The organism is Brachybacterium atlanticum, from assembly GCF_025669985.1.
Taxonomy (GTDB): Bacteria; Actinomycetota; Actinomycetes; order Actinomycetales; family Dermabacteraceae; genus Brachybacterium; species Brachybacterium conglomeratum.
Genome location: NZ_JAKJJW010000016.1, coordinates 12,490 through 37,913 on the forward strand (window position 1 = coordinate 12,490; position 25,424 = coordinate 37,913).

Genomic DNA, 25,424 nt, shown 5'->3' on the forward strand with positions numbered 1-25,424 from the left:
CAGGGCGCGGCGGGCGGCTCAGCCCTCCAGGCCGAGCTCCGCGGCGAGGGTGCCCTGCAGCACCGGCAGCACCTGGCGGTGGGAGGCGCGGGTCGCGGCGCGCGAGGCGACGTGGACGAGCATCGCGGTGCGCTCGTAGGCGGTCCATGCCCGCATCCGCTCGCGCAGCGCGCCGACGTCGGCGATCCCCGCGGGCACCTCGCCGACCTCGCCGCGCGCCCGCACGTACTCCTCGACGAAGGCCGCGACCTGCTCCTCGGCGAGCGGCACGTACCAGGGCCCGCCGTGCACGGGACCGCCGATGATCGCGAGATCGCGGGCGGGGTCGTCGCCCTGCGCCCACTCGTAGTCGATGTACTGCACGCGCGGCAGGCCGGTCGACGGATCGGTGCCGTCCCACAGGATGTTCGTCGAGCACAGGTCGCCGTGGCAGAGCGCGAAGCCGTCCAGCTGCGCGATCTGGTCCTCGATGCCGGCGACCCGGGCGAGCGCCGCCTCGAGGAAGGGCTCGAGCCCGTGCTCGGCGAGCAGCGCGCCGTGCCGGGCGCGCCAGGACTCGACCTCGGCCTCCACCTCGGGCAGCAGCGCCTGGGGGCCGACGGGGACCGCCGCCCACGGGTCCTCCCCGAAGCTCACCGGTCCGCGGCCCGGGGCGGGCACGGCGTGGAGGCGGGCGAGGAGCCGGGCATGGGAGCGCAGGTGCGCGCCCGTCCAGGCCTCGGGCGCTGCGGCCACGCCCGGGATCTCGGTGGTGACGACGCAGGGGTGGCCGAGCGGGCTGGTCGCGGCGTCGTCGTGCACGGCGATCGGATCGGGGCCGGTCTCCGGCGGGATCAGGGTCAGCGCCGCGATCTCGTGGGCCAGATCCTGGTGCAGCTCCTCGGGAGCGACATGCGCGATCCGCACGATGACCGACGCGTTCTCCTGCGGGGTCACGCGCCAGGCGGCGAAGCGCTCGCCCACCCCGGCCAGCGACACCCGCGCCTGGCCCGAGAGGGAGGGAGGCAGTGCGGACTTGTGCAGGCCGGGCAGGCGCAGGGGAGTGGCGTCGTCCTCCCCGAGGGGGAGCACGAGCGCGCCGCGCCGCCACGCCTCCACGATCCGCTCGCCCATCGCGGGCGAGGCAGGGTCCAGCGGCGCCGGGGTGCCGGTGCGCGGATCCGGGATCATGTCCGCTCCTCTCCGAGGGGTGGAGCGAGTCTATCGCCGCAGGCCCGCGCCCTGCCCCTCCCCGCGGATACGATGAGCCGGCCCGCGCCCCCGCCCGAAGGAGACCCCCGATGGAGCTCGTCCTGCTCGCGATCGGCGTCGGCCTCGGGGTCGGGACCGTGGTCGGGGCGCTCGGTGCGGGCGGGGGGATCCTCGCGGTGCCGGTGCTGGTGTTCCTGCTGGGCATGCCGCCGCATGCCGCGACCGCCTCGAGCCTCGTGATCGTGCTGATCACGGCGCTGGCGAGCCTGCCCCACCATGCGCGGCAGCGGAACGTGGAGTGGCGGGCGGGGCTCGTGTTCGCGGGGGTGTCGGTGGTCGGCGCCGTCCTCGGCTCGCGGCTGTCGGTCCTGGTCCCGCCCGATGTGCTGCTGACCCTGTTCGGTCTCATGCTCGCGGTCGTCGCCGCGGCGATGCTGCGCCGAGGCCTCCGCACCCGTCGGACGGAGGACGCGGAGGCCGCCGCGCTCGGCACCGTCCCGCTCGCCGACGGGGACGCCCCCATCGCCTCCCACGACGACCCCGTCCTGGATCAGCCCGGCCCCGACACGGTCGAGACGGCCGACGGGCTGCAGCACCATCACGGCGAGCCCGACCTGCCGTTCGCCCCGGCCGCGCCGCCCTCCCCGCGGTGGGGCTCCGTGATCGCCGCCGCCTCGCTCACCGGCTTCCTCACCGGCTTCTTCGGCGTGGGCGGCGGGTTCATCGTCGTGCCCATGCTGGTGATCGCTCTGGGGCTCGCGATGCGCCGTGCCTCCGGCACGAGCCTGCTGGTCATGATCATCGCGACGACCGTGAGCCTGCTGGCCCGCCTCGGCACCGACGTGCAGGTCGACTGGGCGACCACCCTGATCTTCGCGGCCGGCTCCGCCGTCGGCGGCGTGCTCGGCGGGCCGCTCTCGGCGAGGGCGCGCCCCTCGACGCTGACGCTGCTGTTCGCGGCGCTGCTCGCGGGCGTCGCCGCGGTGACGCTGGTCGAGACGCTGCTGCTCTGAGTCCGCGCCGGCGGTGCCGCCGTCGGGGCTGAGATCCCGGCCCGACCGCCCCGCACGGAGCGGAGGGCGCTGCGTCGTCAGGCGCGTCGTCCGACGGGGCGCCGTGAGAGGGTGCGCCCATGATGGACACCCCCGCCGACGCCCGCATCGAGCCGCCCCTCCTCGCCGCCGAGCGCGAGTCCCTCGACGCCTGGCTCGAGTTCCATCGCGCGACCGTGCTGCAGAAGATCGAGGGGCTGGACGCCGAGCAGCTGTGCCGCCGCTCCGTGCCGCCCTCGACCCTCAGCCCGCTGGGCGTCGTGCGCCACCTCGGCGTCGTCGAGGAGTACTGGCTGGGGGAGGTGTTGCTCGGCGAGGAGCGTCCCGACCCGTACTGCACGCCGGAGAACCCCGACGGCGACCTGCTGGACGGCACCCCGGAGACCGCGCTCGCCGACGTCGCCGTCTACCGGGAGCGGGTCGCCGCGGCCCGCGACGCGCAGGCGGGCTGGACCGATCTCGACGCTCCCGTGCGCGGGCTCCTCGGACGTCGCGAGCTGAACCTCCGCTGGATCCTCACGCACCTGATCGAGGAGTACGCCCGGCACGCCGGCCACCTCGACCTCCTGCGCGAGGCGATCGACGGGAGGACCGGGGAGTGAGCGAGGCCGACGTGGAGGTCAGTGCCGGGGTGCCGGCGCTCGCCGAGGCACTGGCCCTGTACGACGCCGTGGGCTGGGGCGCCTACACGCAGGAGCCGGCGATCCTCGAGCAGGCGCTCGCCGGCAGCCGGCACGTCGTCACCGCCCGACGGGACGGGGTGCTGCTCGGCCTCGCCCGCGTGGTCGGCGACGGCGCCGTCATCGCCTATCTGCAGGACGTGCTGGTGCGCCCCGAGGCGCAGGGCCGGGGCATCGGGCGCCGCCTCGTCGAGGAGGCCCTGGCCCCCTTCGACACGGTGCGTCAGCAGGTGCTGCTCACCGACGCGGAACCGGGTCAGCGCACGTTCTACGAGGCGCTCGGCTTCGTGGAGGCCCACGATCACGACCCCGGCCTGCGCTCCTTCGTGCGGCTGCGCTGAGCGCAGGGCCGACGCGGCGCGCCGCGGCCGCCCGTCGCGCCGACCCGCGGAGCGTCGGGGAGGTCAGGCGCTCGCGCCGGTCACCGTGCGCACCGCGTCGTCGATGGGCTGTGAGCGCCCGGGGAAGGCGCCGTCCGGTGCGTCCCGTGCGTCCCGTGCGTCCCGGGGGCCGCGTCGGGTGGGTCCCCGGGGCCTTCATCCGGCGTTCGGCGGAGTCTCGTGGTCGACTGATGGCGTGTGGCGTACCGCTACGCCTATATAGGCATACTGGTACGCCCTGCGCCGGCGGGCGACCATGAGCTGGGGTGCTGGGGTGCTGGGGTGCTGGGGTGCTGGGGTGCTGGGGTGCTGGGGTGCTGGGGTGCTGGGGTGCTGGGGTGCTGGGGAGCTGGGGTGCTGGGGTGCTGGGGTGCTGGGGAGCTGGGGAGCTGGGGCGGGCGAGGGACAGGGAGGTCAGGCGCTCGCGCCGGTCACCGTGCGCACCGCGTCGTCGATGAGCCGCGCGGCGGTGCGGGCGGTGCGGGAGTCGACGTCGAGGGACGGGTTCAGCTCTACCACGTCCAGCAGTGCCAGCTTCCCGGAGCCCGCCGCAGTGCGGACGGCCGCGGCGATCAGCGGCAGCGGCACCCCGTGCGCGGCCGGCGCCGAGACGCCCGGCGCGACCGCGGCCGGGAGCACGTCGAGGTCGATCGTCAGATAGAGGACGTCGAGCTCTGCGGCGAACTGCTCCACGAAGCGGGTGATCCCCTCGGCGCCGGCGGCGAGGCACTGCTCGTCGGTCCACCAGGTGACGCCCAGCTCCCGCGCCCGGGCGAACAGCGTCCCCGTGTTCGAGGGCTCCGCGATCCCGAGCACCGCATAGCGCAGCTCCCGGCCCGCGGCGTGCTCCGCCTCGGCCATCTGCGCGAAGGGCGTGCCGGAGGAGGGTCGCGGCTCGCTGCGCAGGTCGAAGTGCGCATCGAGGTTCAGCACGCCCCAGCGCTGCCCGGCCCGCGGGCCGAAGCCGGAGCCCATCAGCCCCAGATAGGAGGACCAGGCGGTCTCGTGCCCGCCGCCGAGCACCACGGTCAGGCGCGATCCGGCCCGGTCCAGGCCGTGCGCGGTCAGCGCTGCGGCCGCGGCCTGCCCCGCCTCGAGGTCCTCGCCGACGGTCTCCGCATCGCCGAGGTCGTGCAGCTGGACCTCCCCGTGTGCGAGCGGCCCGTGCAGGGCGAGCGGTGCGAGCGCGCGGCGCAGGGCCGCGGGGCCGTCGGCCGCGCCGACGCGACCGCGGTTGCGCCGCACGCCCTCGTCCGAGCGGAATCCGTGCAGCGCCACATGGTCCGCGGCCGGGTCCGGGGAGCCGGCGCCGGGCGCACCCGCCGCGCCGTCGGCCGTTCCCGTCTCCACGACCCGCACCGCCTGATGCCAGCGGGCGTGCTCCGGGCCGTCGCCGTCGTGCCGGCCCGTCCACACGGACGCGGGGGTGGAAGAGGTCGTCATCGAGGGCTCCTCGTCGGCTCTCCAAGGGGTAGGTTCGCTCCATCATGGCACCGTGCCGGAGCACGGGACCTACGACGAGGAGCCCCGATGGCACGCAGCGACCGCCAGGACGAGACCGAGGAGCGCCGACGTCTCGGCGCGAGCGACCACGCGGTCGAGGACGCCCTCGTCCAGGAGTTCGAGAACACCGTCACCGAGGGCGCGAACCGGCTGAACCGCACCTGGCGTGCCCTCGCGGTGACCGGGCTGTTCGGCGGCATCGACGTCGGGCTGGGCCTGCTGGCGATGCTCGCGGTGATGGACGCGACCGGCTCGAAGCTGCTGGGCGGACTCGCCTTCGGCGTGGGGCTGTACGCGCTGCGGCTGGCGCACTCGGAGCTGTTCACCGAGGAGTTCCTGGTCCCGATCAACGCCATCGTGGCCGGGCACGGCACCTGGTGGCAGCTGCTGCGGCTGTGGGCCGTGACGCTGGTGACCAACCTCGCCGGCGGCTGGGCGCTGGCCTGGCTGGTCGTCGCGGCGTTCCCTCGCTTCGAGGACGTGCTGCTGGAGTCGACCACGCAGTACATGGAGCCCGGCCTCACACTCGAGACGGCCTCCCTCGCGATCCTCGCCGGCTTCACAATCACGCTGGTGACGAGGATGAGCCAGGGCTCAAGCGACGGCATAGCGACCCTCGCGAACTCTCTCATCTCCGGGCTGCTGGTGGTGGGGCTGGGCATGTTCCACGGCGCGCTGAGCTCCGCGGTGATCTTCGCGGCGATGCACGCCGGCGCCGAGACCACCTATCTCCAGTGGCTGGGCTGGTGCGCCTGGGTGATCCCGCTGAACATCGCCGGGGGTCTCGTGATCATCACCCTGCCGCGGCTCGTGCGCACCTGGGAGCTGGTGCGGGCCGAGAAGGAGGCGCAGCGCGCGCGGTCGGCCGAGGGGAAGAGCGCGGACGAGCAGGCCCCGAGCCGCTGAGCGGCGACCCCGTCAGCCGGCCGTGCGGCCGGCCCCGCCCCCTGACGCACGCGCCGGTCGGTGGCATGCTTCGCCCATGCCCACCCCGAAAGTCCCGGCGGCCGATGCGACGCTGCGCCTGCTGACCTTCCTCGCCTCGCGCCGCGCACCCGTCGCCGCCGCGCGGATCGCCGAGGAGCTGGAGCTGCCGCGCTCACGCACCTACGACCTGCTGGCGACGCTCGTCGAGCACGGGTACGTGATGCACCTGGAGCAGGAGCGGCTGTACGGCCTGGGCCCGTCGGCCCATGAGCTCTCGGGCGCCTACCTGCGTCAGGAGCCGCTGGCCCGGATCGGCCGGCGGGTCGTCGAGCGGATGGTCGACGCGGTGGGGGAGAGCGGCCATCTCGCGGTGCTGCACGGCCGCGACGTGCTCTACGTGGTCGAGGAGCGCGCCCGGAACCGGCCGAGCCTCGTCACCGACGTCGGCGTGCGGATCCCCGCCCATCTCACGGCGAGCGGCCGCGCGATCCTCGCCCATCTGCCCGCACCCCAGCTTCGTGCCCTCTACGGCACCGCCGCCGACTTCGCCGCCCGCACCGACGCACCCGGCCCCGCCACCCCGAAGGAGCTGAGGGAGCTGCTGACGGCCGTGCGCGCCGAGGGGGTCGCGAGGGAGTCCGGGGAGGTCAGCGACGAGATGGGCTCGGTCGCCTCCGTCGTGCGGGACCACGCCGGGTGGCCCGCTGCCGCCGTGGCGCTCACCTTCGTCGAGGCGCGCGTCGGCCCCGCCGAGCGCGAGCGCTTCGCCGCCGCCGTGAGGAGCGGCGCGGAGGAGGTCACGCGCCGACTCGGCGGGCGGGCGGAGATGACGGGGGCTCCCCTCACCGGCAGGTGACCGGGCGCCTCGGCAGCGATCCCGGTCCACGGCGGCCCGGGACCGAGGAACAGAACCGCGACGTCCGGTATGCCGGACGGGACTCCCTCTGCGACTCTCGACCCGAGCGGGACGCGGTGGTGTCCTGAGGGGACCCCGGGCAGTCCCGCCCCCGCGCACCGCCCTCGACCCAGGAGCCGAAGATGTCCCTCCCCGGAGCCCGCCCTGTCCGCGCCGACCGCGGCACCGACCTCACCGCCAGGTCCTGGCAGACCGAGGCGCCGCTGCGCATGCTCATGAACAACCTCGACCCCGAAGTCGCCGAGCGACCCGACGACCTCGTCGTCTACGGCGGCACCGGCCGCGCCGCCCGCTCCTGGGAGGCCTTCGACGCGATCGTCGACACCCTCAAGGACCTCGAGGACGACGAGACCCTGCTGGTCCAGTCCGGCAAGCCCGTCGGCGTGCTGCGCACCAACGAGTGGGCGCCGCGCGTGCTGCTGGCGAACTCCAACCTCGTCGGCGACTGGGCGACCTGGCCCGAGTTCCGCCGGCTCGAGGCCGAGGGCCTGATGATGTACGGCCAGATGACCGCCGGGTCCTGGATCTACATCGCCACCCAGGGCATCCTCCAGGGCACCTTCGAGACCTTCGCGGCCGTCGCACAGAAGCGCTTCGGCGGCACGCTGGCCGGCACCATCACCCTCACCGGCGGCTGCGGCGGCATGGGCGGCGCGCAGCCGTTGGCCGTCACCCTCAACGACGGCGTCTGCCTGATCGTGGACGTGGACCGCACGCGCCTCGAGCGCCGCGTCGCCAAGCGCTACTGCCACGAGATCGCCGACGACCTCGACGACGCGATCGCCCGCGCGAACGCCGCCAAGGCCGAGAAGCGCGGCCTCTCGATCGGCATCGTCGGCAACGCGGCCGACGTCTTCCCCGCCCTGCTCGAGCGGCACCGGGCCGGTGACCTGCAGATCGACGTGGTCACCGACCAGACCTCCGCCCATGACCCGCTGAGCTACCTGCCCACCGAGGTCGCCGTCGAGGACTGGCAGCGCGAGGCCGCCGCCGACGAGGAGGGCTTCACCAAGAAGGCCCGCGAGGCGATGGCCCGCCAGGTCCAGGCCATGGTCGAGTTCCAGGACGAGGGCGCCGAGGTGTTCGACTACGGCAACTCCATCCGCGACGAGGCGCGCCACGCCGGCTACGATCGCGCCTTCGAGTTCCCCGGCTTCGTGCCCGCCTACATCCGACCGCTGTTCTGCGAGGGCCTCGGCCCGTTCCGCTGGGTGGCGCTGTCCGGCGACCCCGAGGACATCAAGGTCACCGACGCGGCGCTGAAGGAGCTGTTCCCCGAGAACGAGCACCTGCACCGCTGGCTCGACGCCGCCGACGAGTTCGTCGAGTTCGAGGGCCTGCCCGCCCGCATCTGCTGGCTCGGCTACGGCGAGCGGCACAAGGCCGGGATGCTGTTCAACGACCTCGTGCGCGACGGGAAGGTCAAGGCCCCGATCGTCATCGGCCGCGACCACCTCGACTCCGGTTCCGTCGCCTCCCCCTACCGGGAGACCGAGTCGATGCTCGACGGCTCCGACGCGATCGCCGACTGGCCGCTGCTGAACGCCCTGACCGCCACCAGCTCCGGCGCGACCTGGGTCTCGATCCACCACGGCGGCGGCGTCGGCATCGGTCGCTCCATCCACGCCGGCCAGGTCGGCGTCGCCGACGGCACCGAGCTCGCCCGCCGCAAGCTCGAGCGCCTGCTCACCAACGACCCCGCCATGGGCGTGATCCGCCACGTCGACGCCGGCTACTCCCGCGCCGACCAGGTCGCCCACGAGCGCGGCGTCCGCATCCCGATGACCCCGGTGCGCCGGGACTGAGGAGGCACGCCATGACCTCGACCCTGCTCACCGGCATCTCCGAGCTCTGGACTCTCGACCCCGCCCTCGACGACCCCGCCCGCCCCGGGCAGGTCACCGAGGAGCAGGTGCTGCGCGACGCGGCTCTCGTGATCGAGGACGGCCGCGTGGCCTGGTCCGGCCCCGCCGCGCAGCCCCCGTCGGCCGACGAGAGCGAGGACCTCGGCGGCCGGGCCGTGCTGCCCGGCTGGGTCGACTCCCACTCCCACCTCGTCTTCGACGGCGACCGCGCCGCCGAGTTCGAGGCCCGGATGGCGGGGCAGGCCTATGCCGCAGGCGGCATCGGCGTGACCACCTCGGCGACCCGGGAGGCGTCCGACGAGCGCCTGCGCACCCTCGTCCGGGCCCGGCTCGCGGAGGCCGCCGCCGGCGGCACCACCACGCTGGAGACCAAGACCGGCTACGGCCTCACCGTCGCCGACGAGGCCCGGGCCGCCCGGCTCCTCGCCGCGCTCGCCGAGGCCGGGGAGCTCGACGAGGTCACCTTCCTCGGCGCGCACCTGGTGCCCTCCGAGTACGACGGCCGGGACGGCCGGCCCGGGGCCGAGGAGTACGTCGACCTCGTCGCGGGGGAGATGCTCGAGGCGGTCGCGCCGCACGTGCGCTGGATCGACGTGTTCTGCGAGGAGGGAGCCTTCGACCCCGCCCAGTCCGAGCGGGTGCTGCGCGCCGGCGCCGCAGCGGGCCTCGGCCTGCGCGTCCACGGCAACCAGCTGGGCCGCAGCGGCGGGGTCGCGCTCGCCGCCGAGCTCGGCGCCGCGAGCGTTGACCACCTGAACCATCTATCGCCCGGCGAAGTCGAGGTGCTTGCCGCGACCGGCTCCCGGCCCACGGCCGATGGGGACGCCCCCGGCCTCCTCGCCGTGGACGCCGGGCCGACGGTCGCGACCGTGCTGCCCGCCTGCGACCTCTCCACCCGCGCCCCGCTCGCCCCGGCCCGGGAGCTGCTCGACGCCGGCGCCGCCCTCGCGATCGCCTCGAACTGCAACCCCGGCACCAGCTACACCAGCTCCATGAGCTTCTGCGTCGCGACCGCCGTGCTGCAGATGCACCTCTCCCTCGCCGAGGCCGTGCGCGCCGCGACCCGCGGCGGGGCCCTCGCCCTGCGCCGCAGCGACGTCGGCCACCTCGGGATCGGCGCCCGCGCCGACCTGCACGTGCTCGACGCCCCTGCCGCGATCCACCTCGCCTACCGCCCCGGCATGCCGCTGACCCACCAGGTGCGCCGCCGCGGCCGGCGGATCACCTGACCCGGCCCCGCCTCACCGCCCCTCCTCCCGAAAGGACGATCTCGATGATGACGACGTCCGACGCAGCAAGCGGCCCCCGCCGCGACCTCGACCACCAGCCCTTCGACCGCTCCGCCGCCGCGCGCGCCCGCTCCGTCACCGCCGCCGACGGCACCGAGCGGCCCGTCCCACCGCACCGCTGGCGCTTCTTCGTCTACAGCGCCATCGGCCTGGTGATGTTCTTCGTGTCCGTCAAGATCGGCGGGAAGTCCACGATCCTCGTCGACCACGCCCTCACCTTCGTGCGCTGGGTGCTGGGCCCGGCCGTGCCGTGGGTGGTGGTGGCGCTGGTGCTGCTGGGCACCGTGCGGCCCTTCGTCACCGGCTCCTGGCGCCGCGGCGCGCTGCGCACCGTCTTCGCGGTCGCGAACGTGATCGGCCTGGTCGTCGCGGTCTGCGCGGCGCTCGGCTACTACCCGGGACCGCTCGGCAACCCCGACATCGGCCCGTTCCTGTGGGAGAAGCTCGGCATCCCCGTCGGCCTCATCGTGCCCGTCGGCGCCGTGTTCCTCGCCCTGCTGATCAACTACGGGCTGATGGAGTTCATCGGCGTGCTGGTCCAGCCGATCATGCGCCCGCTGTGGAAGGCGCCCGGCCGCGCCGCGGTCGACGCCGTCGCCTCCTTCGTCGGCTCCTACTCCCTGGCCCTGCTGATCACCGACCGGGTCTACCGCGAGGGCCGCTACACCGGCCGCGAGGCCGCGATCATCGCCACCGGCTTCTCGACCGTCTCGGCGACCTTCATGGTCATCGTCGCGAGCACGCTCGAGATCATGCACCACTGGACCCTGTATTTCTTCCTCACCCTGGTGGTGACCTTCGCAGTCACCGCGATCACGGTGCGGATCCCGCCGCTCAGCCGCGTGCCGGACGTGACCTTCGAGGGCGTGGAGCACCAGGCGGAGCCGGTCTCCACCGGGAACCGGCTGCGCCATGCCTGGGACGAGGCTATGCGCGCCCTGGACGGGGCGCCCGGCCTGATCCGCGGCACCTGGGACACCTTCAAGGACGGCGTGCTGATGGCCGCCGCGATCGTCCCCTCGATCCTCTCCGTCGGGCTCGCCGGGCTGCTGCTGGCCACCTACACCCCGGTGTTCGACCTGCTGGGCTGGCTGTTCGTGCCCTTCGCCTGGCTCGTGCAGCTGCCGGACCCGGCGCTGGCCGGGAAGGCCGTCTCCGTCGGCATCGCGGAGATGTTCCTGCCCGCCACCGTGGTCGCCGGGCACGAGTCCGAGGTGCTGCGCTTCACCGTCGGCGTCACCGCCGTCTCCCAGATCGTGTTCTTCTCGGCGCTGGTCCCCTCGGTCCTGGCCACCCGCATCCCCGTGAACGTGGGCCAGCTGGTGGTGCTGTGGTTCGTGCGCGTGGTGCTGACGATCCTGATCACCGCCCCGCTCGCGCACCTGCTGCTGTAGCCCGCCCGCCCCTCCGCGCCGCAGACGCTCTCCCGACCCTGCCCGCCCTTCCGACCTCCCCCACCCGCGCCGCTCGCGCCCCGAAAGGACCCTCATGACCACCAGCACCGGCTCCGCCCCCGTCGTCACCCTCTGCGCCGAGGGGATCACGGCCGCTGATGTGCTCGCCGTCGCCCGCCGCGGGGCCCGCGTCGAGCTCGACCCCGCCGCCAGCGAGCAGGTCGCCTCCGTCCGCGCCCACATCGACGCGCTCGCCGCGGGCGAGACCCCCGTCTACGGCGTCTCCACCGGCTTCGGGGCGCTGGCCGACACGTCCATCCCGCCCTCGATGCGCCACGCCCTGCAGCGCTCCCTGATCCGCTCGCACGCCGCGGGCGCCGGCCCCGAGGTCGAGACCGAGGTGGTGCGCGCCCTGATGCTGCTGCGCGCCCGCACCCTCGCCTCCGGCCGCACCGGCGTGCGCCCCGTCGTGGTCGAGACGATGCTCGCGCTGCTGAACGCCCGTATCACCCCGATCGTCCACGAGTACGGCTCGCTCGGCTGCTCCGGCGACCTCGCCCCGCTCTCCCACTGCGCGATCGTGCTGATGGGGGAGGGGCGCGCCCGCGATCGCGACGGCGTGGAGCGGCCCGTGCCCGAGCTGCTCGCCGAGGCGGAGATCGAGCCGGTGCTGCTCGAGGAGAAGGAGGGTCTGGCCCTGATCAACGGCACCGACGGCATGCTCGGCATGCTGCTGATGGCCCTGGCCGACCTCGACGAGCTGGTGCGCACCGCCGACGTCACCACGGCCCTGTCCGTGCAGGCCCTGCGCGGCCGCGACACGGTCTTCCACCCCGAGCTGCACGCCCCGCTGCGCCCCCACCCGGGCCAGGAGGCGTCGGCCGCGAACATCCTCGCCCTGCTCGAGGGTTCCGGGATCATCGCCGACGTCGCCGCCGAGGGCTCTCGCGTGCAGGACGCCTACTCGCTGCGCTGCGCCCCGCAGGTCGCGGGCGGCGTGCGGGACACGATCGAGCACGCCCGCACCGTCGCCGAGCGCGAGCTCGCCTCTGCGATCGACAACCCCGTCGTGCTCGAGGACGGCACCGTCACCTCCAACGGCAACTTCCACGGCGCCCCGGTCGCGTACGTGCTGGACTTCCTCGCCGTTGTCTCCGCGGACCTCGCCTCGATCGCGGAGCGCCGCACCGACCGGATGCTCGACAAGTCCCGCTCCCACGGCCTTCCGCCCTTCCTCGCGGACGACCCCGGCGTGGACTCCGGCTTCATGATCGCCCAGTACACCCAGGCCGGCCTCGTCTCCGAGATGAAGCGCCTGGCGGTGCCGGCGAGCGTGGACTCGATCCCCTCCTCCGCCATGCAGGAGGATCACGTCTCGATGGGCTGGCACGCCGCCCGCAAGCTCCGCACCTCCGTCGAGAACCTCCGCCGGGTCCTCGCGATCGAGCTGCTCGCCGCCGCCCGCGCGATCGACCTGCGGGCGCCGCTGAGCCCGTCGGCCGGCAGCGCCGCCGCGATCGCGGTGCTGCGGGAGAGCGTCGAGGGGCCCGGCCCGGACCGCTTCCTCGCCCCCGACATCGCCGAGGCGGAGGCGCGTCTGGCCGACGGGACGCTGCTCGCCGCGGTGGAGGGCGTCGTCGGCGACCTGCGATGATGATCTTCACCCCGGCCGGAGCGGTCGCAGCAGGCGGGGGAGCGGTAGCCTGAGGCACGCCGTCCGGCCCCCATGGGAGCCGGGGACGGTCGCCCTTTCCCCGCCTACCGCCCGGATCCCTGCCTCCGGCGCCCCCTGAAAGAAGTCCCATGGGAGAACTGCACCTCGGCTTCGAGATCGTCGCGCTGGTCGTGCTCTGCGCGATCCTGCTCGCCGACCTCCTGCTCGTGATCAAGCGGCCCCACCTGCCCTCGATGAAGGAGTGCGCAGGCTGGATCGGCTTCTACGTCGGCCTCGCGCTCGTCTTCGCGGTGGTGCTCTTCTTCGTGGGCGGCTCGAAGCCGTCCTCGGAGTTCCTCACCGGCTGGCTGCTCGAGTACTCGCTGAGCATCGACAACCTCTTCGTCTTCATCCTGATCATGGCGAAGTTCGGGGTCCCGCGGAAGTACCAGCAGGAAGCGCTGATGGTGGGCATCATCATCGCGCTCATCGCGCGCGGCCTGTTCATCCTCGCGGGCTCCGTGATCATCGAGCACTTCGTCGGCGTCTTCTACCTCTTCGGCCTGTTCCTGCTGTACACGGCCTGGAAGCAGGCCTTCGGCGACGAGGACGACGACGCGGAGTCGCCGATCATGCGCCTGGTGCGCCGGGTCATCCCGGTCTCCGAGGAGTACGACGGCAACAAGATCCGCACCGTCGTGGACGGCAAGAAGGTGTTCACCCCGATGCTGCTGGTGTTCATCACGCTCGGCATCACCGACGTCATGTTCGCGCTGGACTCGATCCCCGCGATCTTCGGCGTGACCCGCAACCCGTTCCTGGTGTTCACCGCGAACATCTTCGCGCTGATGGGCCTGCGCCAGCTGTACTTCCTGCTCGGCGGCATGCTGGACCGCCTGGCCTACCTGCACTACGGCATCGCCGCGATCCTCGGCTTCATCGGCGTGAAGCTGCTGATCCACGCGATCCACGAGGCGCCGCTGGGCTTCATCCCCGGCTTCGACACCCTCGCGAAGATCCCCGAGGTGCCGATCTGGCTCTCGCTGAGCTTCATCGTGGTCGCGATGGGCGTGGCGATCATCGCCTCGCTCGTGGTCGCTCGGAGGCGGGAAGGCGAGGAGATCACCTCGAAGTGATCCCGCCGGGGCGGCTCGCGCTCCGCGCCGCCGCCCGGCGGGCGCTGCTCAGGCACCACCTGGGCACCGCTCCCGCACTGCGCCCCCGAGGTCCTGCACCTCGGGGGCGCTTCCCTTCGTCGGGGTGCGGGGCGAGGATGGGGGCATGAGCCCGGCCCCGCAGGTTCCTCTCCCGCCCCCGCCCCGGCAGGGGGCGGGGCCCCTCCTGCCGCGGTCGGCGGCACGCGTCCCGGTCCCGGGACCCGTGCACGGGATCGTGCCCCCGCACCTGCTGCGCAGGATCGCCGACGGGCCGACGGGGCCGAGCGCGGACGCGGCGCGACGGACCCTCGCCCTCGGCGCCCGCACGGCCGCGACCAGGGAGGTGCGAGCCGCTCGGACCGGACGGACGGACGCCCCGACGGGCACCCGCCCGCAGTCCTCGCCGGACGCTCCGAGCGCCCCGGCGGGAATGCTGCCGCCGCACATCACGCAGCGGCTCCCTCGCCCGGACTCCGCCGCCCGCCCGGCGGCACCGGACGGACGCGCGGCCGCGGCGGGGACGACGCCGTCGACCGCTCCGGGAGCGGCGACGTCGGCCGTGCCGGAGCCGGGGCTCGGTCCGCGCCGCAGCATCCACGACGCCGCGGGCGGCACCGCGCTGCCCGGCCGGCTCGTGCGCGCCGAGGGCGCGGACCCGACCGGTGATCCGTCGGCCGACGAGGCCTACGACGGGCTCGGCGCGACCTGGGAGCTGTACGCGCGGGCGTTCGGCCGCGACTCGCTCGACGGCGCGGGGATGGAGCTGGTGGCGAGCGTCCACTACGACCAGGACTTCGCCAACGCCTACTGGGACGGCGAGCAGATGGTCTTCGGCGACGGCGACGGGGTCTACTTCACCTCGTTCACCGGCGCGGTGGACGTGATCGGCCACGAGCTCACCCACGGCGTCGTCCAGCACACCGCGGGCTTGATCTACCTCGCCCAGCCCGGGGCGCTGCACGAGTCGATCGCGGACTGCTTCGGCGCGATGACCGCGCAGCACCAGCGGGGCCAGAGCGCCGAGGAGGCGGACTGGCTGATCGGCGCGGGCCTGTTCACCGACGCCGTGCAGGGAGTGGCGCTGCGCTCGATGAAGGCGCCCGGCACCGCCTATGACGACCCGGTGCTCGGGAAGGACCCGCAGCCGGACTCGATGGCGCGCTACGCCGACCTCCCGCACGACGCCGAGAACGACAACGGCGGGGTGCACATCAACTCCGGCATCCCCAACCGGGCGTTCTACCTGGCCGCGACCGGGATCGGCGGGCGGACCGAGGAAGGGGCGGGGCTGCTCTGGTACGACGCGCTCACCCGCGGTGGTCTGCCCCGGGACGCGGACTTCGCGTCCTTCGCCGCCGCGACGCTCGCCGCCGCCGAGGCCCGCCACGGCGCGGACTCGGCCGAGCGCGCGGCCGTCGCGGAGGCGTGGCGCACGGTCGGCGTGCTCGAGGGGGAGGGATGAGGGACGAGGGACGCGCCGCGGACCGGATCGTGCCGGTGACCGAGGTGGCGGCGGGGGACGACGCCTGCTGGCTCGGGCAGCTGTGCCCGGAGTGCGGGGCCGTTCCAGAGGGGGCGGGGGCGCAGGACGCGACGTTGCCCTGCTGGCGCTGCGGGGCGGTGCCGGTGCAGGGCGGGGGCGGCGCCGGCGGCGCTCAGACCGCGGGCGTCGCGAAGCCACCGTTGGACAGCAGCAGCTGACCGCGGATCCACCCGCCCTGCGGGGACAGCAGGAAGCGCACCAGGTCCGCGACGGTGCCCGGCGCGCCGAGCTCCCCGCCGGGCGTCTGCGCCGCGCAGGCGGCACGGACCTCGCGTCCATCCAGCCGGTGTCGATCGGGCCGGGGTTGATCACGTTGGCGCGGATGCCGCGGTCGGCGAGCTCGTGGGTGCCGGCCAGCACCAGGCGATCCAGCGCGCCCTTCGTCGCCCCGTAGGGCAGGTTGTGGGCGGTGTGGTCGCTGGTCAGCGCGATCACCGCGCCGCCCGGAGAAGCAGCTCCGTTCGGGGATGCAGCGCCGCCGGGCGGGTCGGTCGCGACGGGGACCTGCTCGGCGAAGGCGCGGAGCAGCAGCCAGCTCGCCCGCACGTTGACCGCGTAGTGCCGGTCGAAGCTCTCCACCGTCGTGTCCAGGATCGAGGAGTTCACCGACTCGCAGTGGCTCATCAGCAGGGCGCCGAGCGGGCCGAGCGCCTCGCGGGCCTCGTGGACGAGACGCTCCGGAACGGCGGGATCGGCGAGATCGCCGGGCAGCAGCACGACCCGCCGGCCCAGGCCGCGCAGCTCCTCGGCCAGCAGCTCGACGTCGGCGTCCTCGCCGAGCACGCGCCGGTCGTACTCGCCGTGGAAGGAGAGCGCGAGGTCGTAGCCGTCCTCGGCGAGGCCGCGCGCGATCGCGGCGCCGATCCCGCGACGTCGGCCGACGCCGGTGAGCAGGGCGGTGCCGGGAAGGGCAGGGGAGCGGTGGTGCATGAGCGCAGACTACGGAGGCGGGCCTCGCCATGGCCAGCGGTTTCCCTGTCCCGGTCTCGGCGCGTGCGCCTCGGGTGCCACGCCGCCGGGCGGGTCACGGCGTGAGGGCGGTGCCGCTGCGTGGAGAGTCGGTCGCGGGGCCGGCGATCAGCCCGGCTCCCCGGCGCCCGCGAGGACCTCGGCGGTGCCGGCGAGCGTGACCTGCGGTCCGAACAGGCTCATCGTGTGCAGGGCCGCCGCCCCGTTCGCCTCGTCCGAGGCGGCGCAGGCGTCGGTCACCACCGTCAGGTGCGCGCCCGCGTCGGCGGCGGCGAGCACGGTCGCGATCACGCAGCAGTCGGTCGAGACCCCGGCGATCAGCAGCGGCGCACCCGTCGCCGCCTCGCCGAGGCTCGCGCGCAGCTGCGGCCCCCACTTGCCGAAGGTCGGCTCGTCGATCGTGGGATGGGCGGTGAGCTCCGCCGCGCCGTCGACCAGGTCGTACAGCGGATCCGTGGCGGGCACGTCCGCGAAGGGCCAGGCACGGAAGTACTCGCCCCAGGAGGTGGTGCGGTCCGCCGTCGGGAGCCAGCGGCTGACCAGCGTGCGCTCGGGGCCGACGCGCGCGGCGAGCTCGCGGATCCGCTCCCAGGCCTCGCCCCAGAACGGGGAGGCCCAGTCCGATCCGGGATCGGCGAAAATCCGCTGCGGGTCGACGATCAGCAGGCGCGGAGCGTTCACGCCGTCCGCTCCTGCGCGCGGATCCGCGAGCGGCGCGCGAACCAGGTCACCGCGAAGCCGAACACCAGGGCGAACAGCACGCCGACGTTCGCGTACGCCCAGTTCCCGTCCCAGAAGGAGCCGTCGGCCGTCTCCACGAAGGTGCCCAGACCCAGCGGCTCGAGCAGGTAGCCCTGCCAGTTGTTCCACGGCGCGGCCTCCGCGAAGGAGTTCACCACCAGGCCCCAGCCGATCACGGAGGCGACGACCATGGTGCCCACCGAGATCCAGTCGACCGAGCCGTAGCGGCCTGTCGGATCGAACAGGGCCTGCTCGTCGTAGTCGGCGCGGCGGGAGAGCACGTCGGCGATGAGGATCCCGGCCCAGGCGGCGATCGGGACGCCGAGGGTGATCAGGAAGCTCTGGAAGGGGCCGATGAAGTTCTGCGCGGAGAACGCCACCCAGATCGTGCCGGCCGTGAGGATCACGCCGTCGACCGCGGCGGCGGCCGGACGGGGGATCCTGATGCCGAGGCTGATCAGGGTCAGGCCCGAGGAGTAGATGCCGAGCACCGCGCCGGAGACCAGGGTCAGCACCGCGACGATCCAGAAGGGCACCAGCGCCCACAGCGGCAGGATCGTGATCAGCGCACCGATCGGGTCGGACTCGATCGCCGTGTTCAGCGCGGGGTCGGAGCCGGCCAGGAGCAGGCCGAAGATCACCAGCACCACCGGGGCGGCCGCGCCGCCGACCGTGTTCCACAGGATGATGGACCCGTCGGACGCCGAGCGCTTCTGGTAGCGGGACCAGTCCGCGGAGATGTTGATCCAGCCCAGGCCGAAGCCGGTCATCACCATCACCAGCGCCCCGATCATCGCCTGCGGCGGGCCCGACGGGGCGCTCATCACCGCGGAGAGGTCGATGTGGGGGATCGTGAGGACCATGAAGACGATCGTCATCGCGCCGGTCGCCCAGGTCAGGATCGACTGCAGGCGCATGATCGTGTGATAGCCGAGCACGGAGGCGCCGACGATCAGAGCCGCGATCGCGAGCGCCGCGATGACGGTGGCGGCGCTGCCCGCCCCGATCCCGAGGATCTCGAAGACCGTGGCTGTGGCGAGCACCGCGGAGATCGCCAGCGAGGTCTCCCAGCCGATCGAGGTCAGCCACGAGATGATGCCCGGCACCTTCTGCCCGTGCACGCCGAACGCGGCGCGGGAGAGCACCATCGTCGGCGCGGAGCCGCGCTTGCCCGCGATCGCGACCAGCCCGCACAGCGCGAAGCTGATGACGATGCCGATGACCGCGACGATCGTCGCCTGCCAGAAGCTGATCCCGAAGCCGAGCAGGTAGGAGCCGTAGCTCATCCCGAACACGGACACGTTCGCGGCGAACCACGGCCAGAACAGGTCGCGCGGCCGGGCGGTGCGCTCCGACTCGGCGATGATCTCGATGCCCGTGGTCTCGACGAGCGGCGCGGTGCGGGCGCCCTCGGGCGCGGTGGGGGAGGTGGACATGGGCAGAGTCTCCCACGTCACAGCCCGGCAGGATGTCTCGCGCATTCCGGCGGCCGACGACGGGCGGGGATAGCCTTGCCCCGACCTCCCCTGCCCCGGCGCGCGCGATCCGCCGCTGCCCCGCCCCGGCCGGGTCCCCGTTCGACGACGACCCCGGTCGTGCCTCCTCCTCGTGCGCCCCGACCGCGGTCGCGCCCCCTCCTGGAAGGAGCCGCGTGCCCCGGACCCCGTCCCCCCTCGCGCAAGCCCGACGTCTGCTCGCCATCGCCCCCGCCCGCGTCGACCACATCCCCGCCTTCCGCATCGCGGTGGGCCTGGCGATCCCGCTGGCGGTGCTGCTGCTGACAGACCGCATCGAGTTCGCGATGTACGTGGGCTTCGGTGCGTTCACCGGCATCTACTCCCGCTACGAGCCGACCCGGGCGCGTTTCCGTCGCCAGCTGCTGGCCGGCGCCATGCTCACCGTCTGCGTGACGATCGGCGCGGCCGTCGCGCAGCTCGCGCCGAGGATGCCCGAGACGCTCTCCTCCTGGATCGTGATCCTCGTCGGCGCGCTGGTCGCCGGCGGCTCGGCGATCTTCGTGACCTCGCACGGGCTGAAGCCGGGTGGGGCGATCTTCCCCGTCTTCGCGACCGCGGCGGTCGCCTCCGCGCCGCCCGCCGCTCCGTTCTGGCTCGCGGGGCTGATCGCGGCCTCCGTGGTCGCCCTGTGCGTGCTGCTGGGGCTGCTGGGCCACTGGGCGGGGGAGCGGCATCCGGACGTGGTGCTGGGCCGCGACCACGAGGACGTCACCCGCGCCGAGCTCGGCGCCGAATTCTCCCGCTACTTCGTCGCCGCCCTGGTCGCGGGCGGGATGGGTCTCGCCTCCGGGCTGCCCTTCCCGTACTGGGCCCAGGTCGCGGCCGTCGCACCGCTGGCCTCGCCCGGCCACGGGGCGCGGATCGAGAAGGGCGTCCACCGCCTCGTCGGCACGATCCTCGGCGTGGGCGTGACCGCGTTCCTGCTGTCCTTCCCGGTCGAGCCCTGGCAGCTGGTGGTCTGGGTGGTGCTGCTGCAGTTCCTCGCCGAGATGTTCATCCTGCGCAACTACTCGATCGCGCTGCTGTTCATCACGCCGCTCGCGCTGCTGATGGTGCAGCTGGGCCACCCCCAGCCCGCCGGCCCGATGCTCGAGGCCCGCGTTCTGGAGACCGCGATCGGCGTGGTCGTCGGGCTCGCACTGGTGCTCGGCCGTTACGCACGGGAGCGGCGGAGCGCGACGGCGGGCTGACCGGGGGGCCGTGCAGGGGCCGACGGGCCGCCCGCACGGCCGACGCCGCTAGGGTGGCGCCATGGTGCGAGGACGACGCGAGAGCCTGGAGCAGGCCGCCGAGCTGCGGCGACAGCTGAAGGCCGAGCACGGCGACGACCTCGTCGACGCCCTCGCCGAGCAGTGGGCGCAGGCAGGGCCGACGCGCAGCGCACAGACCTACCGTGCGGCGATGGCACGCAATGCCGGCATCGGCGGGGGCCTGCACGACATCGACCTGCCCGAGCGGATCCTCGACCCCGAGGAGACCGTGTACGACGTCGCCGTCGGAGGGCAGAGCGATGACACCTTCCCGCTGCTGATCGTCACCGACCGCCGGGTGCTCGTGACGAAGGACCTGCCCTGGAGGCGCTGGAAGATCCAGCGCGAGGTGCCCGCCGCCCAGATCGCCGGGGCCGAGCTCGAGACCCGTCTGCTGTCGGGCCGGATCCGGGTGCGGCTCCATCAGGGCCGGGACATCTCCTTCCGGGTCAACGAGCGGACCCGCTCCGCCGAGGTCGCCGCCCTGCTGCAGCACCTCGCCGCCGCGGGAGCGCCGCCTCTCTGAGGCGACTCGCGCCTCGTGCGCAGCGCTCGAGGTCAGTAGTCTCGAGGGCATGGGGAAGGGAATCGATCGACTGCGGGACGCCGCCGCTCTGCAGGAGCAGATCCGCGCCCGGCACGGCGAGGACGCCGACGCCGAGATGGCGGAGACGGTCGCCGGCCGGCCCGGCGCGAGCCGGGCGGAGGCCACCTACCGCCGCGCGATGCGCCGCAACCAGGGCCTGCGCTTCCGGGCGTCGGACCTGACCCTGCCCGAGCAGGTCCTCTGCCCCGAGGAGACGGTGTACGAGGTCGCGGTGGGCGCCCAGCGCTCGGACACCTTCCCGCTGCTGATCGTCACCGACCAGCGGGTCCTTCACGTCATGGACCGCCTGCGCGGCTGGACCGTGCTCGAGGAGGCGCCAGCCGCATCGATCACGGGGGCCGAGCGCGAGGAGCGGCTGCTCTCCGGCCGGCTCCGCGTCCATGTGCGAGACGGCAGGGACCTGACGATGAAGGTCGCCGAGCAGCAGCGCAGCCAGGAGGTCGTCGAGCTGCTGCAGCACCTCGCCGCCGGCGGCGCCCCGCCCCTCTGAGCCCGTTCCGCCAGGCGACCGGGCGAGGACCGGCCGCCGCGGTGGACGTACCGTCGGCCCATGAGCGATCCGACCCCGTACACCCACGGCTACGGCGACGCGGTGCTCGGCAGCCACCGCGCCCGCACCGCCGTGAACTCCGCCGCGCATCTCCTGCCGCACCTGCGCCCCGGGCAGCGCCTGCTGGACGTGGGCAGCGGCGCGGGCACGATCACCGCGGACCTCGCCCGGATCGTCGGCCCGGAGAACGTCACGGCGCTCGAGGTGGCGGAGGAGTCCGCGGCGCTCACCCGTGCCGAGCTCGCCCGTCAGGGGCTCGAGCAGGTCCGGGTGCTGGTCGGCGATGCGCACGCCCTGCCGTTCGAGGACGACTCCTTCGACGTGGTCCACGCCCACCAGGTGCTCCAGCACGTCCACGACCCGGTGCAGGTCCTCGCCGAGATGCGGCGCGTCGCGCGCCCCGACGGGCTGATCGCGGTGCGGGACAGCGACTACGAGGGCTTCCGCTGGTGGCCGGAGACGCCCGCCTTCGACCGCTGGCTCGCGCTCTACCTCCGCGCCGCCCGCGCCAACGGCGGCACCCCCGACGCCGGCCGACGCCTGCTGGCCTGGGCGCACGAGGCAGGGCTGGCGGACGTCGTCCCCGGCAGCTCCACCTGGCTGCACGCCACGCCCGAGAGCCGTGCGGCCTGGGCGGACACCTGGTCGGGCCGGATCACCTCCGCGCCCTTCGCCGACCAGCTCGAGCGCGAGGGCTGGGCCGACGCCGCCGAGCGGGAGGAGATCGCCGCGGCCTTCCGCGCCTGGTCGGAGGATCCCGACGGGTGGTTCAGCCTGCTGCACGGCGAGATCCTCGCCCGGGTCTGAGAACGGTCTGCCGGTCGGTCGGCCGCGGCACGCCGAGCGGTGGACGCATCTCGGCTGTCCGAGTCCGCGCGGGCCCCGTCGACCATCGCGTGGGACGCGTCCTCGCCGTACCCTCTCGACAGGCACCCCTCGGGGCGCGTACTGTGTGGTTGAAAGTACAACGATCTGAACCGGGAGTCACCATGAGTCTCAGCACCGCCATCCTCCGCGCCGTCCCCGGCGCGTTCATCCTCAACTCCGGCATCGGCAAGCTCGGCATGGACGCGGGCACCGCGGAGCACCTGCGCGGCATGGCCGCCCAGGGTGTGCCGGTGCTCGGCAAGCTCACCCCCGAGCAGTTCGCGAAGTTCCTCAGCTACGGTGAGATCGCCGTGGGCACCTCGCTGCTGCTGCCCTTCGTCCCCTCGAAGGTCGCGGGCCTCGCACTCGCCGGCTTCTCCGGCTCGCTGGTCTCGATGTACCTGCGCACCCCCGGCATGACCGAGGAGGACGGCGTGCGCCCCACCCAGGAGGGCACCGCCGTCGCGAAGGACACCTGGCTGCTCGCGATCGCCGCGGCGCTGATCGTCGCCGGCGGCGAGTCCGTGAAGAAGCCCAAGGCCGACAAGGCCTGAGCCCCGGCCGCGCCGGCCGAGAAGCCCCGGGGCGGACCCGCTCAGAGGACCGTGAGCCCCTCGACCATCGCCTCGAGATCCGCGACCTGCTGGTCGTGGCCGAGCGCCGCACCGCCGTCGAAGACCGCCGGGCCGTCCGGGGTGTCCACCACGATCACCACGCGACGCCAGGCATCGGTCGAGTGGAGCAGTGCCAGATCGGAGATCGCGACGTCGGCCGAGACCACCCAGGCGTCGTGCCCGTCGACCGTGGTCGCCTCGGAGCGGAAGTCGCGCAGCATGGCCGGGTCGCCGTAGAGCTCCTCGCCCTGCTCGGGCTCGAGCGCGCACAGGAAGATCGCGCGCGCGGCCTCCTCGGCGCCGGGATAGCCGCCCTCCTCCTCGGGGAACTCGACCTTCCCGACGCCGGCGAGCGTGTACCAGCCCGCCTCCACGGGCTGGTCGGCGTGGTGCTGGTCGGTGACGTAGGCGCTCTGGCTGCCCCAGCCGGTGCCGACCTCCCAGCCCTCGGGCTGCGGGAACGCGAGGCCGCCGCCGCGCACCTCGCCCTCGACCTGCTCGGTCACGGCCCCGTCCCCGTGCATGGTGCAGGCGGTGCCCGACGCCTCCGCCTCGGTCGCGGGCTCCTCGTCGGTCGGCGCCGTGGCGCCGCCCGGGCCCCCGCCGTCGGAGGCGCCCCCGCCATCGGACGGATCCGGCGAGTCCGAGGGGTCGGTCCCGCCGGAGGGCTCCGCCGCGCTCGTGGTCGGCCCGTCGCCCGGCTCGTCCCCGCCGCCGCTCAGCACGGTCTGCGAGAGCACCAGCGCGATCACGGCGATGATGACCACCAGGCATCCGCCGCCGCCGAGCAGCAGCGCGAGCAGCGGGCCGCGGCCGCCACCCGATCCGCCGGGCGACCCGGAGCCGACGGGAACGCCAGGGCCGACGGCACCGGACCCGCCCGGCTCGGCGGGGCTGTCCGAGGGACCGCCGGAGAAGTCCGGCAGGGAGGCGCCGCGGTCGCCCCCGGTGCCTGGGCCGCCGGCGCCCGGGCCGCTAGCGCCCTGTGCGCTGAGGTCGTGCCCTCCGACGTCGTACCCGTCTGCGCCCTGCCCGCCGCCGGGCGCGGAGAAGTCCGGCAGCTGCGGTCCCTGACCGCCCCTGTGGTCGTTCATGGATCGTCCCCTCGTCCCCGGCCGCCGCCCCCCGACGACCGGGACCACCCTAGCGGGCCGCCGCTCCGTCCCCGCGCCCCCTGCCGGCCCCGTGCTCACTGCCATCCCCTGCTCCCCGCCGGGCCGTTGCATCCGCAGGCGCTCAGCCCGCAGCCGACCGCGCATACCGGCCCCGACGCACGCGCAGCGCCAGTGGATGCAGCGCAGCCGCGATGCCGGCGACCCGCCGCCCGACGCCGCCAACCCGCACCTGTCGTCCACCCGCCTGCCGACGACGCCGGCCCGCCCCTGTCATCCATCCGCCGGCCTTCGCCGGCTTCCATCGGCACCGGGCCGAAAGTCCCCGCAGGTCAGCGCATGTAGCGACGATCACGCGTCCACCTGATGAATAAAGCAAGCAAGGAGTGGCATAAACCGCGCAGGTGAGGCTACCCTCAGTCACGGTGCGGCCCGGATCCCCGCCGCGCCTCCGGACCCCGTCGAGAGAAAGACTTCCCATGACCTCCTTCACCCGCCGCAGCCTCGGCGCCTTCTCCGCCGCCGGCGTCCTCGGCCTGGCCCTCACCGCCTGCGGCGGCTCCGGGGAGGATGACGCGACGGGCGCCGGCGCCTCCGACGCGGGCGGCGCCGAGGCGGGCACCGTCGAGGTCGAGGACAACAACGGCACTCAGACCGTGCAGGTCCCGCCGGCCTCCGTGGTCGCGACGGACAACCGCACCTTCGAGACCCTCGAGGACTGGGGCGTCACCCTCACCGCCGCGGCCCGCGCGCTCATGCCCACCACCATCGGGTACAAGGACGACGAGTCGATCGTGGACCTCGGCAACCACCGCGAGCCCGACCTCGAGGCCGTCGTCGCCGCCGAGCCGACCCTGATCATCAACGGCCAGCGCTTCGCCCAGTACCACGACGACTTCGTGAAGTACGCGCCCGGGGCCACGATCCTCGAGCTCGACCCGCGCGAGGACCAGCCCTTCGCCGACGAGCTCAAGCGCCAGGTCTCCGTGCTCGGCGAGATCTTCGAGAAGCAGACCGAGGCCGAGGCCCTCGGCACCGACCTCGACGCCGCGATGGAGCGCGTGAAGAGCGCCTACGACGGCTCCTCCACCGTCATGGCCGTGAACACCTCCGGCGGCGAGATCGGCTACATCGCTCCCGGACAGGGGCGAACGCTGGGCTGGACCTTCGAGGCGCTCGGCCTGGTGCCCGCGCTCGAGGTCGAGGGCGCCAGCGACGACCACGAGGGCGACGACATCTCCGTCGAGGCGATCGCCGACTCCAACCCCGACTGGATCCTGGTGATGGACCGCGACGCGGCCGTCTCCGCCGACGACCCCGAGTACACGCCCGCGAACGAGCTGCTGGACTCCTCCGAGGCGCTCGCCGGCGTGACCGCCGTGGCCGAGGGCAATGTCGTCTACATGCCCGCGGACACCTACACCAACGAGTCGATCCAGACCTACACGGAGTTCTTCACCACCTTCGCCGATGCGCTCGAGGGCAAGGCCTGAGCCACGTCCGTCACCGCTGACCGCCGCACGGCGGGCAGGGCCTGCGCGCCCCGCCCGCCGTGCGTCGCGTCGTCGGAGCGCCCGTCGGCCCCGTGCGGCGCGCCCGCTCCGGCGGCCGCGCGCCGACGCGACCACCGCCCCTTCCAGGAGTCC

The 25,424-nt window shown here is 74.0% G+C and carries 22 protein-coding genes and 1 pseudogene; 17 read left to right on the top strand and 6 right to left on the bottom strand.

Going from position 1 to position 25,424, the window contains the following annotated elements:
• Positions 1–18 precede the first annotated feature (18 nt).
• Positions 19–1,170, bottom strand: a complete 1,152-nt coding sequence (locus tag L3K22_RS09490) for a phosphotransferase family protein (RefSeq protein WP_263311170.1) — start codon at positions 1,168–1,170, stop codon at positions 19–21.
• A gap of 110 nt (positions 1,171–1,280) precedes the next feature.
• Between L3K22_RS09490 and L3K22_RS09495 the strand changes: the two genes are divergently transcribed.
• The 3 genes from L3K22_RS09495 (at position 1,281) to L3K22_RS09505 (ending at position 3,264) form a co-directional block, all read left to right on the top strand.
• Positions 1,281–2,204 carry a sulfite exporter TauE/SafE family protein gene (locus L3K22_RS09495; protein ID WP_263311171.1) on the top strand — a complete coding sequence of 308 codons (924 nt, stop codon included), beginning with the start codon at positions 1,281–1,283 and terminating at the stop codon, positions 2,202–2,204.
• Positions 2,205–2,323: 119 nt separating this feature from the next.
• Complete coding sequence (locus tag L3K22_RS09500) at positions 2,324–2,845, top strand: DinB family protein (protein WP_263311172.1); 522 nt, start codon at positions 2,324–2,326, stop codon at positions 2,843–2,845.
• On the top strand, positions 2,842–3,264 hold the full coding sequence (locus tag L3K22_RS09505; protein ID WP_263311173.1) for a GNAT family N-acetyltransferase: 423 nt from the start codon (positions 2,842–2,844) through the stop codon (positions 3,262–3,264). The genes L3K22_RS09500 and L3K22_RS09505 overlap by 4 nt, the downstream gene beginning before the upstream one ends.
• Positions 3,265–3,717: 453 nt before the next feature.
• Here L3K22_RS09505 and hutG read toward each other — a convergent pair whose 3' ends face one another.
• Complete coding sequence (gene hutG / locus L3K22_RS09510; RefSeq protein ID WP_263311174.1) at positions 3,718–4,746, bottom strand: formimidoylglutamase; 1,029 nt, start codon at positions 4,744–4,746, stop codon at positions 3,718–3,720.
• Positions 4,747–4,833: 87 nt separating this feature from the next.
• On the opposite strand from hutG, the gene L3K22_RS09515 reads away from it, so the two are divergent.
• The 8 genes from L3K22_RS09515 (at position 4,834) to L3K22_RS09550 (ending at position 15,470) form a co-directional block, all read left to right on the top strand.
• On the top strand, positions 4,834–5,712 hold the full coding sequence (locus tag L3K22_RS09515) for a formate/nitrite transporter family protein (RefSeq protein ID WP_263311175.1): 879 nt from the start codon (positions 4,834–4,836) through the stop codon (positions 5,710–5,712).
• Positions 5,713–5,788: 76 nt separating this feature from the next.
• On the top strand, positions 5,789–6,589 hold the full coding sequence (locus tag L3K22_RS09520; protein ID WP_263311176.1) for an IclR family transcriptional regulator: 801 nt from the start codon (positions 5,789–5,791) through the stop codon (positions 6,587–6,589).
• 182 nt (positions 6,590–6,771) lie between these two features.
• Positions 6,772–8,454 carry a urocanate hydratase gene (gene hutU / locus L3K22_RS09525; RefSeq protein ID WP_263311177.1) on the top strand — a complete coding sequence of 561 codons (1,683 nt, stop codon included), beginning with the start codon at positions 6,772–6,774 and terminating at the stop codon, positions 8,452–8,454.
• Positions 8,455–8,465: 11 nt separating this feature from the next.
• A complete protein-coding gene (hutI, locus tag L3K22_RS09530; RefSeq protein WP_263311178.1) occupies positions 8,466–9,743 on the top strand; it encodes an imidazolonepropionase in 1,278 nt (425 codons plus the stop codon).
• Between the two features lie 44 nt (positions 9,744–9,787).
• Positions 9,788–11,197: a YjiH family protein gene (locus L3K22_RS09535; RefSeq protein ID WP_263311179.1), complete on the top strand. Its 1,410-nt coding sequence runs from the start codon at positions 9,788–9,790 to the stop codon at positions 11,195–11,197.
• 94 nt (positions 11,198–11,291) lie between these two features.
• Positions 11,292–12,851 (top strand): histidine ammonia-lyase, encoded by a 1,560-nt coding sequence (hutH, locus tag L3K22_RS09540; protein ID WP_263311180.1) that lies wholly within the window; start codon positions 11,292–11,294, stop codon positions 12,849–12,851.
• 149 nt (positions 12,852–13,000) lie between these two features.
• Positions 13,001–13,987, top strand: a complete 987-nt coding sequence (locus tag L3K22_RS09545) for a TerC family protein (RefSeq protein WP_263311181.1) — start codon at positions 13,001–13,003, stop codon at positions 13,985–13,987.
• Positions 13,988–14,231: 244 nt separating this feature from the next.
• A complete protein-coding gene (locus tag L3K22_RS09550) occupies positions 14,232–15,470 on the top strand; it encodes a M4 family metallopeptidase (protein WP_263311182.1) in 1,239 nt (412 codons plus the stop codon).
• Positions 15,471–15,663: 193 nt separating this feature from the next.
• Here L3K22_RS09550 and L3K22_RS09555 read toward each other — a convergent pair.
• The 3 genes and pseudogenes from L3K22_RS09555 to L3K22_RS09565 form a co-directional block, all read right to left on the bottom strand.
• Positions 15,664–16,481, bottom strand: a pseudogene (locus L3K22_RS09555) (SDR family oxidoreductase).
• Positions 16,482–16,628: 147 nt separating this feature from the next.
• Positions 16,629–17,201: a cysteine hydrolase family protein gene (locus L3K22_RS09560; RefSeq protein WP_263311183.1), complete on the bottom strand. Its 573-nt coding sequence runs from the start codon at positions 17,199–17,201 to the stop codon at positions 16,629–16,631.
• On the bottom strand, positions 17,198–18,697 hold the full coding sequence (locus tag L3K22_RS09565; RefSeq protein ID WP_263311184.1) for a purine-cytosine permease family protein: 1,500 nt from the start codon (positions 18,695–18,697) through the stop codon (positions 17,198–17,200). The genes L3K22_RS09560 and L3K22_RS09565 overlap by 4 nt, the downstream gene beginning before the upstream one ends.
• Positions 18,698–18,912: 215 nt before the next feature.
• Between L3K22_RS09565 and L3K22_RS09570 the strand changes: the two genes are divergently transcribed.
• The 5 genes from L3K22_RS09570 (at position 18,913) to L3K22_RS09590 (ending at position 22,606) form a co-directional block, all read left to right on the top strand.
• The gene (locus L3K22_RS09570; RefSeq protein WP_263311185.1) at positions 18,913–19,968 is read left to right on the top strand and encodes an FUSC family protein; all 1,056 of its coding nucleotides are present in this window, start codon (positions 18,913–18,915) and stop codon (positions 19,966–19,968) included.
• Positions 19,969–20,029: 61 nt separating this feature from the next.
• Positions 20,030–20,554, top strand: a complete 525-nt coding sequence (locus L3K22_RS09575; RefSeq protein ID WP_263311186.1) for a PH domain-containing protein — start codon at positions 20,030–20,032, stop codon at positions 20,552–20,554.
• Between the two features lie 49 nt (positions 20,555–20,603).
• Complete coding sequence (locus L3K22_RS09580; RefSeq protein WP_263311187.1) at positions 20,604–21,125, top strand: PH domain-containing protein; 522 nt, start codon at positions 20,604–20,606, stop codon at positions 21,123–21,125.
• A gap of 60 nt (positions 21,126–21,185) precedes the next feature.
• Complete coding sequence (locus L3K22_RS09585) at positions 21,186–21,992, top strand: methyltransferase domain-containing protein (RefSeq protein WP_263311188.1); 807 nt, start codon at positions 21,186–21,188, stop codon at positions 21,990–21,992.
• A 182-nt stretch (positions 21,993–22,174) separates the two neighbouring features.
• Positions 22,175–22,606 (top strand): hypothetical protein, encoded by a 432-nt coding sequence (locus L3K22_RS09590; protein WP_263311189.1) that lies wholly within the window; start codon positions 22,175–22,177, stop codon positions 22,604–22,606.
• Between the two features lie 41 nt (positions 22,607–22,647).
• Here the strand turns inward: L3K22_RS09590 and L3K22_RS09595 are convergent, their stop codons facing one another.
• Positions 22,648–23,760 carry a hypothetical protein gene (locus L3K22_RS09595; RefSeq protein WP_263311190.1) on the bottom strand — a complete coding sequence of 371 codons (1,113 nt, stop codon included), beginning with the start codon at positions 23,758–23,760 and terminating at the stop codon, positions 22,648–22,650.
• 497 nt (positions 23,761–24,257) lie between these two features.
• Between L3K22_RS09595 and L3K22_RS09600 the strand changes: the two genes are divergently transcribed.
• Complete coding sequence (locus L3K22_RS09600) at positions 24,258–25,271, top strand: siderophore ABC transporter substrate-binding protein (protein WP_263311191.1); 1,014 nt, start codon at positions 24,258–24,260, stop codon at positions 25,269–25,271.
• The last annotated feature ends 153 nt before the right edge of the window (positions 25,272–25,424 follow it).